The organism is Streptococcus oralis subsp. tigurinus, from assembly GCF_002093575.1.
In the GTDB taxonomy this organism is placed as follows: Bacteria; Bacillota; Bacilli; order Lactobacillales; family Streptococcaceae; genus Streptococcus; species Streptococcus oralis_CH.
The window spans coordinates 42,762-58,088 of sequence record NZ_LNVH01000002.1 but is presented as its reverse complement, the minus strand read 5'-3'; the positions used below and the strand labels follow the sequence as shown (position 1 = coordinate 58,088).

The 15,327-nt window shown below is 41.8% G+C and carries 14 protein-coding genes and 1 pseudogene; 1 reads left to right on the top strand and 14 read right to left on the bottom strand.

Annotated elements, in window-relative coordinates; translation table 11 throughout:
- Positions 1–2: 2 nt before the first annotated feature.
- From ATE37_RS02980 to ATE37_RS02915, 12 genes and pseudogenes are all read right to left on the bottom strand, one after another.
- Positions 3–863, bottom strand: a complete 861-nt coding sequence (locus ATE37_RS02980; protein WP_084867698.1) for a DUF4299 family protein — start codon at positions 861–863, stop codon at positions 3–5.
- A gap of 121 nt (positions 864–984) precedes the next feature.
- Positions 985–1,971 carry an oxygen-dependent tRNA uridine(34) hydroxylase TrhO gene (gene trhO, locus ATE37_RS02975; RefSeq protein ID WP_001030023.1) on the bottom strand — a complete coding sequence of 329 codons (987 nt, stop codon included), beginning with the start codon at positions 1,969–1,971 and terminating at the stop codon, positions 985–987.
- 131 nt (positions 1,972–2,102) lie between these two features.
- Positions 2,103–2,399 (bottom strand): bacteriocin immunity protein, encoded by a 297-nt coding sequence (locus tag ATE37_RS02970; protein WP_180382753.1) that lies wholly within the window; start codon positions 2,397–2,399, stop codon positions 2,103–2,105.
- Between the two features lie 68 nt (positions 2,400–2,467).
- Complete coding sequence (locus ATE37_RS02965; RefSeq protein ID WP_084867695.1) at positions 2,468–3,157, bottom strand: CPBP family intramembrane glutamic endopeptidase; 690 nt, start codon at positions 3,155–3,157, stop codon at positions 2,468–2,470.
- 160 nt (positions 3,158–3,317) lie between these two features.
- Positions 3,318–4,802 (bottom strand): ABC transporter substrate-binding protein, encoded by a 1,485-nt coding sequence (locus ATE37_RS02960; protein WP_084867693.1) that lies wholly within the window; start codon positions 4,800–4,802, stop codon positions 3,318–3,320.
- A gap of 108 nt (positions 4,803–4,910) precedes the next feature.
- Positions 4,911–5,834, bottom strand: a complete 924-nt coding sequence (locus ATE37_RS02955; RefSeq protein WP_000818344.1) for a carbohydrate ABC transporter permease — start codon at positions 5,832–5,834, stop codon at positions 4,911–4,913.
- 13 nt (positions 5,835–5,847) lie between these two features.
- Entirely contained in the window at positions 5,848–6,777 is a 930-nt protein-coding gene (locus ATE37_RS02950; RefSeq protein WP_000714584.1) for an ABC transporter permease, read from the bottom strand.
- Positions 6,778–7,278: 501 nt separating this feature from the next.
- Positions 7,279–7,841: pseudogene (locus tag ATE37_RS02940) on the bottom strand (TMEM175 family protein).
- Positions 7,842–8,008: 167 nt separating this feature from the next.
- A complete protein-coding gene (locus ATE37_RS02935; protein ID WP_084867692.1) occupies positions 8,009–8,866 on the bottom strand; it encodes an aldo/keto reductase in 858 nt (285 codons plus the stop codon).
- A gap of 56 nt (positions 8,867–8,922) precedes the next feature.
- Positions 8,923–9,447, bottom strand: a complete 525-nt coding sequence (locus ATE37_RS02930) for a nuclear transport factor 2 family protein (RefSeq protein WP_084867690.1) — start codon at positions 9,445–9,447, stop codon at positions 8,923–8,925.
- Between the two features lie 10 nt (positions 9,448–9,457).
- Entirely contained in the window at positions 9,458–9,904 is a 447-nt protein-coding gene (locus ATE37_RS02925) for a nuclear transport factor 2 family protein (RefSeq protein WP_241502094.1), read from the bottom strand.
- 137 nt (positions 9,905–10,041) lie between these two features.
- Complete coding sequence (locus ATE37_RS02915) at positions 10,042–11,397, bottom strand: MFS transporter (protein WP_084867687.1); 1,356 nt, start codon at positions 11,395–11,397, stop codon at positions 10,042–10,044.
- A 127-nt stretch (positions 11,398–11,524) separates the two neighbouring features.
- Between ATE37_RS02915 and ATE37_RS02910 the strand changes: the two genes are divergently transcribed.
- Positions 11,525–12,430, top strand: coding sequence for a LysR family transcriptional regulator (locus tag ATE37_RS02910; protein ID WP_084867686.1), 906 nt, complete (start codon positions 11,525–11,527; stop codon positions 12,428–12,430).
- A gap of 84 nt (positions 12,431–12,514) precedes the next feature.
- Here ATE37_RS02910 and ATE37_RS02905 read toward each other — a convergent pair whose 3' ends face one another.
- Together ATE37_RS02905 and ATE37_RS02900 are read right to left on the bottom strand one after the other, a co-directional pair.
- The gene (locus tag ATE37_RS02905) at positions 12,515–14,395 is read right to left on the bottom strand and encodes a beta-N-acetylhexosaminidase (protein ID WP_084867684.1); all 1,881 of its coding nucleotides are present in this window, start codon (positions 14,393–14,395) and stop codon (positions 12,515–12,517) included.
- On the bottom strand, positions 14,389–15,258 hold the full coding sequence (locus ATE37_RS02900; RefSeq protein WP_084867682.1) for an ROK family protein: 870 nt from the start codon (positions 15,256–15,258) through the stop codon (positions 14,389–14,391). Before ATE37_RS02900 ends, ATE37_RS02905 begins: the two co-directional genes overlap by 7 nt.
- Positions 15,259–15,327 lie beyond the last annotated feature (69 nt).

Here is a 15,327-nt window from a genome sequence, read left to right as displayed (position 1 = left end):
GCCTATTCGATGCTTGCCAATTCTTCAAAATCTTTTCCCAAAATGGCTTGTACTTCTAATTGATTAGCATCTAATTGCTGGTAAAATGCTTTTGGTAGTGACTCTAGGAATTTTTCATAATCCAAGCGAGCGATGGATTCGTAGTCTTCTGCTTTTGACCCATCACCAGAAATCGTCACTAGGTCAATCTCCCAAACAAGTTCCTTGCCTGCTAACTGCTCAGTATAGGATGCTGGTACAAAGGGTTCCTTAGGTAAAATTGTCTTGACTCCCTGAGCTAGATGGTAGATACCGTGCACCTTTCCTTGGGCGTCTGGGTAAAATTTTACACTGGCAAGGTAGGCATCAGAGCCTTGAACCTTCTTGACCAGCTCTTCAAAACGTGCCAATCCATCCTCAGCCAAAAAGCTCTCGAGGTATTCCTTGTTGAGATAGATAGGGGACAAGAGACCTTGGCAGTATACTAGACGAGCTGCCTTATCCGCTAGATAATGCTTGACTGTTTGTCGGAAATAAGCTTCAAAATCAAAACCTTCTAACCCTTCTACCACTTGCCCCAACTTGTTTGATAGGGCTTGGAGGAGAGCTTCTACAATCTTCCAGTCCGCTCTAGTAAGGAAGTCTGGAATCACCACTTGATAGCCTTTTCGACTATCCGCATAGTTCACTTTGAAGAGAAATTGCGACTTACCAACAATCCCACACTCGATATACTCGAGACGATTGAGGGGCTGACGGAGATAGACTGCATCATAACTATGCGACTCCAAGCCCTCCACCAAGGCCAAGATGGACTTGGCAGTCAAGACCTCCTGTTGTCCTAGAATGCTTTCTTTATTTGGGATAAAAAATGTTTTCGCCATAACTGGCCTCCTTTGAAATCGTTTACATATAGTATAACCTATTTTCCTGAAAGATACAGAAACAAACTTTAGTTTTTTAGATATAAAGCATAGAAAAACAGCCCCTAAGGACTGTTTGATGTTATACAGTAGCGACTTGATCCAAGCTTTCACCGATAGCTGCTAGGCGCTCGATTACTTCTGCTTGTGTCAATTCATTTTCTGAAACATAGCGGTTGCGTGGGTGAACACGGCACTCGTGTGAGCATCCACGAAGGTACTTGTCTTCATTTTCTTCTGATGTCAAGATACGACGGTTACAGAAGGGATTTCCACAGTTGACATAGCGTTCACAAGGTGTTCCATCAAACCAGTCTTTCCCTACGATGGTTGGGTTGACATGGTTGACATCGACTGCGATACGCTCGTCAAAGACGTACATTTTCCCATCCCAAAGCTCGCCTTGGACTTCTGGGTCTTTACCATAAGTTGCGATTCCTCCGTGCAATTGGCCGACATCTTTGTAACCTTCACGAACCATCCAGCCTGAGAATTTCTCACAGCGAACGCCACCTGTACAGTAAACCACGACACGCTTGTCCATGAATTTTTCCTTGTTGTCACGAACCCATTGTGGCAACTCACGGAAGTTACGGATGTCTGGGCGGATAGCCCCACGGAAGTGTCCTAGGTCATACTCATAATCGTTACGTGTGTCAAGAACCACTGTATCTTCGTCAAGAAGGGCTTCTTTGAACTCTTTTGGAGACAAGTAAGCACCTGTTGTTTCAAGTGGGTTGATGTCGTTGTCAAAGTCATTGTCTTCCAAACCAAGGTGGACAATTTCTTTCTTGTAGCGAACAAACATCTTCTTGAAGGCTTGTTCACTTTCTTCGTCAATCTTGAACCAGAGGTCTTCCATGCCTGGGAGACTGTGAACGTAGTCCATGTATTTTTGAGTTGTTTCGTAGTCACCTGAAACAGTCCCGTTAATCCCCTCGTCAGCGACGAGGATACGGCCTTTGAGACCGATTGATTTACAGAAAGCCAGGTGGTCTGCCGCAAATTGCTCTGCGTTTTCAATTGGAGTATAAAGGTAGTAAAGTAAGACACGAATATCTTTTGCCATAAGATTTGTTCTCTTTTCTATTCTTAAATTTTCAGAATTTTTCATTCAACTATACTAGTATACCCACTTGGGAAAACGAATGCAATTTATTTGACCGGAAATTGTAGAAAGAGTCCTACCCCTGCACTTCATCAGTAACCATACCGAATCGCAGATAATTCTCTCAATTTTTTGATTTGCTTAGCTTGACTTTCTGACAAACCCAGCTTATTGTCAATCAACACACGTGAGATGTCAACGTTCATTTGGCTCAGAATAAATGGAGTAGAGGTCCCATCATCCTCTAATCGTTTTTTATAAATCACTAACTGATTTTTCAAGGGAGTAAGTTGAGGCACATCCTTTATATCTTCCAATAGATAATCAATGATGGTCATCGCTTCACAACGTCTTTCACTTCCTCCAGCAAACCATTTTAATGGTGTCATACTCATTTCCCTCCTGAAATTCGCTTATAAATTGCAAAACTATAATTCCTAACTCGCCTGCCAGTATTTTACCCAAACACCCTATGTAAAAAAGTCAGCAAAAATGGCAAGGTCGCTACAATATTATTGATCACATGCACCGCATAGGAAGGATAAATGCTCTTGGTATAGCGGGTCAAACTAGCAAAGATGATGCCAGATGTTGCAAAGACGAAGATATCTAACAAACTAGGCAGGCTTGAAAAATGAGGAAGAGCAAATAAAATGGAAGGAAGAAGCAAATCAAGGCCAAATCTCGAATGTTTAAAAAAGGCGTGTTGCAGTAATCCTCTATAGATTAGCTCTTCCATCAGTGGAGTCAGAAAAAACAGGGTTACATAGATACCTAGCTCAGCAAAGTTGGTCCCACTATAACCGATTAATACGGCCCAACCTTCAGCAGTTGACTGAACATGTTTAGCTGTCTGAACGTTAAAAGAGATCTGGAGCACTACCACTGATACTGTCAAAATCGAATAGCAAAGCCATTTTTTTCTTGGAATGCGAAAGAGATAACCATAGCCTGTCTTAACCAGAATCCAAATCATGACTCCGCTAAATAGCAAACTCAAGAGATTTTGAATCCAGACGAAATTGCCAATCTGGGAAGAAAATTGCCAATAATTTTGGACAATAAGCGTCAGCTGAGAAAGACCAAATACGAAAAACAGGTAAGAGAAGACTGCACTTATTTTGAGTAGAAGCTGATACTTTTTCATAATAAATCCCCTATAGAAGTATGTGTATCACATCGCATAAACCCTCAGAACCACTCTTTTCATTTTTACATCCTAAAAATCACTACCTCCCCTAGAGAACTAAGGAAGGCAGTGATCACATTTTTAGGAATTAGGAATGAATACACGAAATCAATCGTTCTTATGATTTTTTGTTTTTCAAGAATTCATCGTATTGTTTTTGCATTTCGTTCAATACTTTTTCGTAGGCACCTTCAGATTTCAATTTTTCCATCAATTCTGGGATTGCTTTATCTGGGTCTACAGTACCAGTGTTGATAGCTGTATCGAATTGTTGCATTGTGTTAGAGATTGCTGAGATTTCAGATTTCACATTGTCAGTGTTAAAGATAAATCCAAGTGCTGGAGATTCTTTAGCTTCTGCCAATTGTTTCTTAGAATCTTCGATTTGTTGGTCTGTAACGTTTTCGTTGATGTAAAGGATCCAGTTGTTACCAGTGTTCCATCCACCCATGTGAGTATTTCCTTTGTAGCCATCAAGGACGCGTACACGGTTTTCTTTACCTTCAATTTTTTCCCAGTTCTTGCCTTCTGGACCGTAAACAAGGCCGTTCAAGAGTTCTGGGTTCGTGTTCAAGAGATTCAACACTTCCATTGATTTTTCTTTGTTCTTAGAGTTGTTTGAAATGACAAAGTTAGCAACTTGTGTTGTTTGGTTTTTCTTGATAAAGTTAGTGATTGGTTTGATTTGGATGTCTTTGTTCGCAACACGTGAGAGCAAGCTGTTACCGTAGTCAGCTGGTCCTACTGTTTCTTCACGAACAAACCAAGTATCTTGTTGAAGGTCAAATGAAGTGTCGCTTGTTGCTACGTCTTTTGGAATGTATCCTGCTTCATAGAATTTGTGAAGAGTCTTCAAATGTTCTTTGAAACGAGGTACTTCGTAACGGTTTACGATCTTAGTAGTGTCTCCTTCAAGGTCGATAACGAATGGAAGTCCGTTTGGTACTGGGTAGTCAAAGTTATCAGATGGGATAAAGTTCTTCGTAACCGCAAATGGTACTACGTCTGGAGCTTTTTCTTTGATTTGTTTCAAGACTGGTTCAAGTGTTTCGTATGAAGTGACACCTGAAATGTCAATACCATATTTTTCAAGAAGAGTTCCGTTGAAGGCAAAGTTTTGAGATGATGCAACGTTAGCTGCAACTGGTACTGCATAGATCTTACCGTTTACAGTGTTCCCTTTGATGTAAGCTGGGTCAAGTGCTTTGTAAAGCTCTGCTCCTTCTTTCTTGTACAAATCAGTCAAGTCAGCATAAGCACCTTTTTGAGCATTTACGACATAGTTAGACGCAAATGCGATATCATAGTTTTCACCAGATGATGTGATAACAGACATTTTCTTATCATAGTCACCCCATCCAAGGTATTGGATATCCAATTTAGCACCGACTTTTTCTTCGATGATTTTGTTTGCATTTTCTAGCAATTCATCCAAGTTGTCTGGTTTGTCACCGATTTGGTACATTTTGATAACAGTTTTTTCACCTGAAGTAGTATCTGCGGCTTTTTTGTTGTTACCTGTAAGGTTTCCACAAGCAGCAAGACCAGCAGCCAAAGCGACTACGCTAGCAGATGCAAAAGCATATTTTTTCCAGTTTTTCATGATAAAAACTCCTTTTTTTGTTTTTAAACTTATAAACGATTTAATGATTTTTAACTTCAATCGCTATGATGAAGTTGGGAAGAGAGAAACGGTGTTTCTCAGCAAGTGCTATTCTTTCACACCACCGATCGTCAAACCTTTAACAAAGTAGCGTTGGAAGAATGGATACAGAATCGCGATTGGAAGGGTTGCAACAACAACCATGGCCATACGACCTGTTTCTTTTGGTAGAGCGACTCCCAGTTGACCAGAAAGGCCGACTGCTTTTGCAATGTAGTCCATATTTTGCTGGATTTGCATGAGCAAATATTGCAATGGATACAAGTTATCACTCTTGATATAAAGAAGGGCGTTGAACCAGTCGTTCCAAAAACCAAGAGCTGTCAAAAGCGTGATGGTTGCGATACCTGGAAGTGACAATGGCAAACAAATCTGGAAGAAGATCCGGGCTTCACTGGCACCATCGATACGAGCGGATTCTAGAATAGCTTCTGGAATGGTCTTCTTGAAGAAGGAACGCATCAAGATGATGTTGAATGGTGAGAGAAGCATTGGAACAATCAAGGCCCAAACTGTATCACCGAGTTGAAGCAAACGAGTGACCACGATATAGCCGGGTACCAAACCAGCGTTGAACAACATACTAAGAAGAGCGAAGATTGTAAAGAATCTGCGGTACTTAAAGGTTGTCCGTGAGATGGCGTAGGCATAAGTGGTTGTAATGAAGACGTTGGTCACTGTTCCGACTACGGTTACAAAAACTGAGATAAAGAGCGCTTGGAGGATCTTATCTTTAAACTGAGCTAGGAACTGGAATCCATCTACACCAAACTTCGAAGGGAAAAAGCTATATCCATACTGGAGGATGCTCTTTTCGTCTGTCACCGAAATGATGATAACGAAGATAAAGGGCAAGATACAAGAAAGAGCAATCAAACCAGAGATGATACTAAAGAAGATATCTGCTTTCTTACTGAAGGAGTGAATGCCGACATTATCGATTTTTTCTTTTTTAATTTTCTTTTCTGCCATATTCTCCTCCTTTCTAGAACAAAGCTGAGTTTGGATCGACTCGTCTTGCAAGCAAGTTTGATAGGATAACCAGAATCAAACCGACAACGGATTGGTAAAGACCGGCTGCTGAAGCCATACCGATATCTGCTGTCTGAGTCAAACCATTAAAGACATATACATCCAAAACGTTGGTTACATTGTAAAGCTGACCAGCATTGTGCGGGATTTGATAGAAGAGACCGAAGTCTGCACGGAAGATATTTCCGACTGCAAGGATGGTCAAGACTGTTACAAGCGGAGTCAACTGAGGAATGGTTACGTTGCGAATGCGTTGCCACTTGCTAGCCCCGTCCACTGTCGCTGCTTCGTAGTAGGTTGGATCAATTCCCATGATCGTCGCATAGTACATGACACTGCTATATCCAAAGCCTTTCCAAATACCTAGGAAAAGGAGAAGGTATGGCCAAATGCCTAAGTCAGCGTAGAAGTTGACTTCCTTCATGCCAATGGATGTTAGGAAATGGTTGAAGACCCCTTTGTCAATATTTAGGAAGGCATCTGTAAAGAAACTGATGATAACCCATGACAGGAAGTAAGGGAACAACATAGACGTTTGGAAAATCTTAACCATTCTCTTAGAGCGAAGCTCGCTGAGGATGATGGCAATCCCTACTGATACAATCAAACCGATAAAGATAAAGCCGAGATTATAAAGAACGGTATTTCGAGTGATGATAAAGGCATCTTTTGAACTAAACAAGAATCTGAAATTATCTAACCCGACCCATTTACTATTCACAATACTATCTATGAAACCATTACTGGTCATATGGTAGTCTTTAAAGGCGACCACATTCCCAAATACTGGAATGTAAAAGAATAGAATCAACCAGAGTGCCCCTGGTAAAACCATCAAGAGAAAAATCCAGTTATCTCTCAAGGTCTTTGAAAACTTTTTCATAATTTCCTCCCTTTTTATTCCTAAAAACTGATTTCATCGAATTTTTAGGTTTGATAACGATTACATTATTAGTATACTCCTATTTGAAGGCTAGGTTAAACTACTAATTATAGAAAAAACTCCACAAATTATTTTTTGTGGAGAAGTTTTTTATAAGAAATAGGTTTCACGAGAAACACTCTGAACAAGGGACAATGTTCTTGTTTTTATACTCAATGAAAATCAAAGAGCAAACTAGGAAGCTAGCCACAGGCTGCTCAAAGCAGTGCTTTGAGGTTGTAGATGGAACTGACGAAGTCAGCTCAAAACACTGTTTTGAGGTTGCAGATAGAACTGACGAAGTCAGTAACATCTATACGGCAAGGCGAAGCTGACGTAGTTTGAAGAGATTTTCGAAGAGTATCAAGTCGTATAAATCGTCGATGCGGTCGCAATGGTATGCCACTGGTTAGCTGTAGTTGCTGCGAAGTCCTTGTCTGCGTATTACGAAGGCAAGGCTAATTATTTTTCAATTTGTCTCGGGATAACGATAAATATAAGTGTTACTAAGACTGACAGTCCTACTCCTGCCGGGAAGATTGTCAGAGACAAGATGAGCCCCAACATTTTAATGCCAATATCCCATCGCATCCAACGTTTTCGATCTTGACTGAGCGCATGCATCTGAGCTATGTCATTCACTTCATCCAAGGTACGGTAATACCATAATACCGAAAATGTAATGAGTAAGACAATTACCCCATAGAATGCTTGCATGGTCCCATGTCGAAATGAGTCGCTATGAGCTGTGTCGCATAGGGAAAGAGGGAGGAAAAAAAGAGCATGACAATGGTTGCCCAGACTGTTTTTTGGCTGACCTTTTTAATGAGATGCGAAGATGAATGGATATTAACCCACATGGCTCCCAGCCAAAAGAAAGAAATACCATAGGCAAGAAAGTTTGTTCTCAGCTCCCATAACCCTTGTAAATCAAAGGTTTTTGGTTTTTCCAACTCCAACACCAAGATAGTCATAATGATGGCCAGTACAGCGTCAATAAAGGCTCCCAAACGTTCCTTTTCCATAATCATTGGTTCTCTTTTCATCAAACAATCCTTTCTATTCAAGTGTCGGGATGTATCAGTCACACAATAGTTTTATTTTTATATCAGTATAACACATTCTGGTAATAAATAACCATCACACTTCTTCTATATCTATCTACTATTCCTGCATCTTCCAAAAAACACCCTTAATCTCTTGGAATGATCGTACGATACAGTTTTGCTCGTTCCTCAATTGGTGTATCGTAATAACGTTTGTCTTTATCCAATGTAGCAATTTCTGCCATTTCTTGATTAGACAATTCAAAGTCAAAAATATCAATATTTTCCTGTAAATGAGCCCGAGAAGTGGACTTAGGAAAGACCAGATTGCCCATTTGAATATGCCAACGTAGAATAATCTGAGCTGGAGATTTTCCATACTTTTGAGCCAAATCTAAGAAGATTGCTTCATTGAGCAAATTGGTATCTCCATGCCCTAACGGATACCAGCTTTCAATACGAGTACTGTAGGGTTTCAACTGTTCTCGTAATTCACTGCGTGTGGCATAAGGGTGGAATTCTACTTGCAGCGCTGCTGGTTTGATGTTCGCAACTTCTAAAACTTCATCGAGCGCTTCTCCTTCAAAGTTTGATAGACCGATGGAGCGCACCTTGCCTTGTTTAACGGCTTCTTCCATAGCATGATAAGCGCCAAGGTAATCTCCCACAGGTTGATGAAGCAAGAGCAAGTCAATATAGTCTGTATCAAGTCGTTCGAGCATCTTGTCAATCTGAGCTAAGCTTTTTTCATAACCATAATCACTTACCCAGAGCTTGGTTGTGATGAAAATATCCTCACGAGGGATGCCTGATTCTTTCACAGCTTGTCCAACTGAGCGCTCATTTTGATAAGCATGGGCAGTATCAATCTGGCGATAACCTAGCTCCAAGGCTGTTCGTACAGCTTCGACCGTTGCTTTCCCTTCTGGAATCATAAACACTCCTAATCCCATTTGTGGCATATCGTAGCCACTGTTTAAACCTACATAAGTTTGTTTTGTCATTTTATTTCCTCTTTCTATAATTGATAAAACTTTTCAAAACTCGATACGGCATCTTCCTAGCCTACAATCTGCCACTCCCCGTCCCGTTTTTCAAATACACGTGTTCCAGGGATAGACCAAGTTCCTTCTGAACCGTAGATATTAGCCGTAATCCGTTGGCGAATTCCTAGCTGAACACGGTTTCCTTCTTGGCTAAAACGGTAGTGAAGATCTGTAAAATGAAAATACCTCATATCTCCATTCTCGATATCCTTCAACCACTCTTCCTTGGTCTGACGTCGCCCAGTGATGTGAACAGCGATATAATCATCAGGCAAGAGTTGCTTTAATGTTGGAATATTTTGATCAATCAGCGCTTGCTGCAATTCCTCATAGCGAGAAATAATAGCCTCTTGATCTTCCTTTGAGAGATCTGTTGTGTTGCTTTCAATCTGCCCCTGCTCAACCCCTGTCTCTGTTGAACTAGTTTGGCTTGCTGAAGATTCACTCTGATTCATTTGACTTCCTTTCTCAGCTTGACTACATGCGGTTAATCCTGCAATGCTGAGGATAATAACTGCTAGATAAAGTAATCTTTTCATGTTCTTCTCCTTATTTTTCAATTGTATCTGTTCGTGACCACATAAAGTTAGACTCACGTTTTGCAATCAACCATTTGCCACCAATCTTTTCATAGCTGTCATGGTAACGAACACCTTGCGTCAGTTGAATCTCTTTGCCGTCAGCATCACGAATGAGGACCACTTGACAATAAGCAATGCCTGTCGCATGTTTGTCGTCTGTAAAGGTCACTGTCTGCTGACCATTGATATGGTAGACTGTGTGAAAAAGATTGAGATAGTTTGTGAAGGCTTTTCCAATTTCTTGACGACCTTGGTAGCTATTTCCTAGTTGACCAGAGATGCGGGAAGTTACCAGAGCATCTTCTTTGAATAATAGAAGCTGCTGATCCACATCCTTTGTGTCAGCAAGGATTGAAAAAGTGTCGACAAGTTCTTTTAGTTCTAAACGGTTTGTTAGTTCATTTATATTCATCATGATTCTTCTTTCTATTTGTAAAATTGTTATATTATACTCAATGAAAATCAAAGAGCAAACTAGGAAGCTAGCCGCAAGCTGTACTTGAGTACGGTAAGGCGATGCTGACGTGGTTTGAATTTGATTTTCGAAGAGTATTAGAGCTTCCAAGTGATTTGATTAATTACCCAACCTAGGAGCACAGCGATAAGACCAAGGATAAAAATGAGATGGAGACCTTGATAAGACTGAGATACACCACTATTTAGACTGGCTTGACTGGCATATACGAGACCATAGACAGAAGCCATAAAGGTCTGTCCCAGCGTCCTCATTAAGAGACTGAAAGTTGTCGCAATATTGAGTTGTTCTTTTGGAACGGCTTCCTGAAAAGCCACTTGAGCTGGCGGAAATACTAGTCCTTGACCAAGTCCAAGGAAAGCACCACTCCCTGCGATATAGAGATAAGAGCTTGCTTCAGTAGCAAACGCCATCATCAGAGCTGAAATAGTAATAGACAGAAATCCAAGATTAATCAGCTTCTTAAACTCCCATTTGGCAATTAGACTCGCAGCAAGGCGAGTTGCTAGCATGACTGCAATTGAACTTAGTATCTGGGTTCCTCCTGCCAGTGTAGCATTTGTTTTTAGGATGGTTTGAGCCCACATTGGAGCGTAAATGCTGTACCCAATAGTGAAAGCGTAAATCAGCACTATCAGTAAATTTTTAGTGATATAAGAACTATTTTTCAAAAGACTGATTGGCAGAATTGGATCTTCCACTCTCTTTTCCCATTGCCAGAGAAGGATACAAGCAAACACCAGAATAAGACCTAAAATCATGTGAGCAACTAAGGATATACTTATCAGATTGCTAATCCAGTAAAGTAAGAGACCAGAAACGAGAACCAAGAGGCTACTTCCAAAGTAATCCACTTTTGGTCGATGAGATTCAACCCTTTCCTGATAAAACAATTGCAGCAGAATCAGGGAAATCACTCCAAAGGGAATCAAACTATAAAATACCCATGACCAACCTAGCCAGTCAACAATAAAGCCACCGACGATAGGCCCTAGGATACTAGCTACGCTATAAAAAGCAGTTACCCAGCCAAGAGCGGTTGCTCTCTCTTTACTATCTGGGAAGAGTTTGGCGTAAATAACGTAGGGAATTGAAACCATTCCACCAATTCCCAATCCCATCATCCCTCTGGCAAAGACCATGACCCAAATATTCCATGATAGACCACCAAGAAGAGAGGCTAGAAGAAAGATAATGGTCGCGAGTTGAAAGGCTTTTTTATTGCCAATCACTTCACCTAGTTTTCCCCAGAGTACGGTCGTTAATGCTATAAAGAATAAGAGTATAGAAGTTAGAAGCCCTAACTGGTTGACACCATTTAGGTCCTTAATAATTTGAGGCAGAGCTGTGTTTAGCATGGTGGTATCGAGCCCGCCTATAAAATTGGCTAATAACAAGGCCACCATAGACAAACGTCTTTGTTTAGTTGTCATTTTTTCTCCTTTCAAGATAGTTATTTCCTTCAGTTGATGGTATTAGTATAGTCCTTTCAGACTTGTTTCGGAAGACAGAAAATGTTATGATAGCATTAAGTCTAGACTTTACACTAAGGAGGCCGTCATGTATATCCAACAACTAGCAACTTTTATCCAAGTAGCCGAAGCTGGCTCTTTTGGGAAAGCTGCTGAAATACTCTTTATTTCTACTCCTGCCATTGTCCAACAGATCAATCTTCTGGAAGAACGATGTGGTTTCCCATTATTCAACCGTAGTAACAGAGGAGTCTCCCTGACCCCTGCTGGACAATCTCTCTATGAAGATGGTAAAAAAATAATAGCTCTATCTGATAGGGCTTTAGAGCGGGCGAAACAGATTTTTGAAGATAGCCTCATGACTATCAAAATTGGAAGCTCTCCTATCTTTCGGGCCCGTGTTCTCATTGATACCATGAATATGACGAGAGAAGATGAACTCCAATTCCACTATGAAATTCCAAATCTGGTTTCCGAGCTTAGTCAGTTTAAGCAATTCGAACTTCTTGGAAATCAATGCGATCTCTTAGAAGCCATCTTTTGTGACCTAGCTTGGGCGGATCAATGTCAATTCTTTGAGCTCTTTCAAACACCCATCTGTATTGCTGTCAATCAACTCCATCCCCTGGCAAAGAAAAAGAAGGTGTTCCTAGAGGACATCCTTCCATATACGATTATTCTTGCTAGAGAGGGGGCAATTAGCCAACTGGATGCTCTGCGAAAGGATCTCCAAGACTTAGATCCAGATATTACTGTTCAAGATGCCCAAACAATTGGGCAGGATTTGATTTCCATGACAGAAGTTCAACCCTATATCTTTATCACTCAAAAGATTTTTCAAGATAACCACCCCAGTCTAGTGACCATTCCATTAGACACTCCCCATACATTACCCTACGGCTTCCTCTATGCTAAAGAACCTTCCCAAGCAACTCTTGATTTTCTATATTACGTCAACGAAAACAAGGAAGAATTAATTGCTAAATGGCAGTAAATTTCTTTATACAAAAACGCATCCTATCGAAACTTTCTGAGTGTTTAGCAGGATGCGTTTTTATAATGTTGAAGGTTTTATTTTTTAAGTCGTATAAATCGTCGAAGCTGTCGCAATGGTATGCCACTGGTTGGCTGTGGTGGCTGCGAAATCCTTGTCTGCGTAGAAATCAGTAAATGGTAAGATTTCAACTTCTAGCTCGTCGATACGGTCAATCTGACCTGCCAAATAGACCTCGATGCGGTTTTCTGCTCGCTTGATGCGTTGAAAGAGTCCGCCCATACGGATATCGACCGTATCCAAACCAAAGACCTTGTTTTCTTTCAACCATTGACGGCTAAAGAGGGTATGGAAGTGTTCAATCTCGCTTCTGAGTTTTGGTAATTCTTGTCTTGCGATTTCTTTCAGATTTTCTTTATCACCCGCTTGGTAAGCCTGACGAATGCGTCGTCCCACATCCACTTTAGAGCTTAAAATGTGATTCAACTGGGCCTGAGTTTCAAAGAGGTAAGAGTAGGCACCTGCTTTTTCTTTGATTTCAGCAAGCGTTTCAGCTGCCTGAGCGAAGTGCGGTTTGTCCTGTTCAGGTGTCATGTGTCTATCAAGAATCGGACAGAGAACATCCTGATAAAAGACATAGCGGTTAGGATTGATACCACTGAGATTGTCCGGCAAGTCTGGCAAGAGGTTGGCTAGGTCAATCTGCATAAAGTCCTCAATTGATAAACCTGTATTGGTCTTGAAGTGAGCAGACAGACGGTCTAGGTCATTGCGGTAGCTGAGCTCTGCCCAGATTTGCAGACTTGGTAGAATAGAGAATTGGGCTGTTTCACCACCATTATCCCCCCAACCCGTCACAATAACTTCCTTGATCTGATTGGCACGACAGGCTTTATTGGCTTCAAGAGCAATAAGACGGCTAAAATGGTTGTTGGGGGTAAAACCGATCCACTTCCAAGCACCACCTGCAAAGGCGATATCCTGGCTAATCTTGTGATGGTTGCGGAAATTGCGGTTGTACTTTTCTTCGCTGTCCTGATAATAATCCCAGTAAACCAAGGTTACACGGTCTTTGAGACGATCTAGGTAGACACGAGTTTCTTCTGGGATCTCCACATCGCGGTCGTACTGGCCATCCGCTGACATGAGTTTAAAGAACATATCGCTCCACATCTGGCAGTGGAAACCATACTTGTCTGCAATATCCAGCACGCGCTCCAAGTGTTGGCACATGAGGAGAATGCGGTCTACAACGCCGTTCAAGATAAGGTAGCGTCCCAAACCAACCAAGTGGGCTTCGTCCATCCCGATATTAACCTTGCGAGTCTGCAGTTTAGACAGAGTGGCAAACATGCCATCAATCAGGTCATAAACCTTTTCTTCTCCAATGAGGAGAATGTCCTCTACATCACGAAGTTCCTGCACTTCCTTGACACCCCATTTGACAAAGGCCGACAAGTGGGCCAAGGTCTGAATGCAGGGCACAAAGGTCATATCAAACTGCTGGGCATAGGCTTCGATTTCCTGTAACTCTTCAGCTGAATAGGCCCCACGGAAATAACCAAAATAAGGCTGCCCCTCAATCTGGTAGGTGTCTTCCATGTAGAGCTCGAAGTTTGAGTAGCCCATGAGAGCCAAGACCTCAATCATCTGCTTGGCAGAAGCGACATTGAGCACCGCATTTCGAGAACAGTCTGCCATGTAGGACAACTCTTCATAAGCCGCCTGCTCCTCAATCGCCACTTTATCACCTTCTACTAGAGCTGTTGCCAATAAGGACAAGGCGCGGTAAAGTTGGTGAGGTTTGCGATAGGTTAGTTGATAGTGTCCACTTTCACCCTTGATAGAGATAGAGGATTGGTCAGACTGAGCGACTGCAACTTCCACATCCGGTAGGGAAATGTGACTTTTTAAAACCTCAATAGCTTGCGCTTGTTTGGGACTAAGTCCTGTAAATCTTACCATTGGTTTTCCTCCTGTAGCCAGTTGACAAGGGCACCGTAGAGATTGGCATCTGCATGATAGGTGCAGGCTTGGATCACTGGAGCGATGGTATATTCTTCGTAGGTTTCGACAAATTCATCGACAGCTTTTTTGACCCCTTGGATAAAGTCTGGGTTTTGACTGATGGAACCTCCCAGACTAATAACATCTGGATCGATCAGATACTGGATATTGAGCAAGCCTTGAGCCAGATTACGGTTCATGCGCTCAATGGCTTCTTGGCAAAAGGCATTGCCTGCTGTAGCTTCTTGGTAAATCTTGCGACCATCCCAGTCAGTCTGACCAGATTTTTCAATTACGTAGCGAACCATGTTTCCTGTAGAGGCTAGTAGCGACCAGTTGTTGAGTTTTTCAGCAGGTGCAATGGTTGTCATATAGCCAAACTCTCCCCCCAAGCCATGACGACCTCGGTGAAGCTTGCCATTGATAATCATGGCCCCACCGATCCCTGTCCCAATAACGACACAGGCTGCATTTTCAATCTCTGGGTGAGCCAGCAGTTCACTAAGTCCAACACAGTTGGCATCATTTTCTAGATGGACAGGGAGTTGATGATGAGCAAGGGCCTCATACCAAGAAAAGCCATGTATGTAAGGCACGGCACTGATTCCCTCAATCACACCCGTTTCTTGATTGACCGCGCCTGGGACGCTCATGGCAATGCCCTTATAATCTTTCTCCGACAGACGTTGGTCTAGCCATGCCAGTAAATCCTCCAAACTTTCTGGCGTTGGAGTACTTGTCTTATCTAGTATTTTTCCATCGGAAGTTAGACTAGCAAATTTTATACCGGTCCCTCCGATATCAATGGTTGCAATCGTCATATTTTCACCAAAAAAGGGGCGAATCAGTAGTTAATCCTTACTCTTTCGCCCCTCCTTTCTATCTCATAG

Excerpts from the sequence above, each read along its gene's own strand:
- ATE37_RS02980 (WP_084867698.1), bottom strand. The coding sequence starts at position 863 with ATGGCGAAAACATTTTTTATCCCAAATAAAGAAAGCATTCTAGGACAA.
- trhO (WP_001030023.1), bottom strand. The coding sequence starts at position 1,971 with ATGGCAAAAGATATTCGTGTCTTACTTTACTACCTTTATACTCCAATT.
- ATE37_RS02970 (WP_180382753.1), bottom strand. The coding sequence starts at position 2,399 with ATGACACCATTAAAATGGTTTGCTGGAGGAAGTGAAAGACGTTGTGAA.
- ATE37_RS02965 (WP_084867695.1), bottom strand. The coding sequence starts at position 3,157 with ATGAAAAAGTATCAGCTTCTACTCAAAATAAGTGCAGTCTTCTCTTAC.
- ATE37_RS02960 (WP_084867693.1), bottom strand. The coding sequence starts at position 4,802 with ATGAAAAACTGGAAAAAATATGCTTTTGCATCTGCTAGCGTAGTCGCT.
- ATE37_RS02955 (WP_000818344.1), bottom strand. The coding sequence starts at position 5,834 with ATGGCAGAAAAGAAAATTAAAAAAGAAAAAATCGATAATGTCGGCATT.
- ATE37_RS02950 (WP_000714584.1), bottom strand. The coding sequence starts at position 6,777 with ATGAAAAAGTTTTCAAAGACCTTGAGAGATAACTGGATTTTTCTCTTG.
- ATE37_RS02935 (WP_084867692.1), bottom strand. The coding sequence starts at position 8,866 with ATGACAAAACAAACTTATGTAGGTTTAAACAGTGGCTACGATATGCCA.
- ATE37_RS02930 (WP_084867690.1), bottom strand. The coding sequence starts at position 9,447 with ATGAAAAGATTACTTTATCTAGCAGTTATTATCCTCAGCATTGCAGGA.
- ATE37_RS02925 (WP_241502094.1), bottom strand. The coding sequence starts at position 9,904 with ATGATGAATATAAATGAACTAACAAACCGTTTAGAACTAAAAGAACTT.
- ATE37_RS02915 (WP_084867687.1), bottom strand. The coding sequence starts at position 11,397 with ATGACAACTAAACAAAGACGTTTGTCTATGGTGGCCTTGTTATTAGCC.
- ATE37_RS02910 (WP_084867686.1), top strand. The coding sequence starts at position 11,525 with ATGTATATCCAACAACTAGCAACTTTTATCCAAGTAGCCGAAGCTGGC.
- ATE37_RS02905 (WP_084867684.1), bottom strand. The coding sequence starts at position 14,395 with ATGGTAAGATTTACAGGACTTAGTCCCAAACAAGCGCAAGCTATTGAG.
- ATE37_RS02900 (WP_084867682.1), bottom strand. The coding sequence starts at position 15,258 with ATGACGATTGCAACCATTGATATCGGAGGGACCGGTATAAAATTTGCT.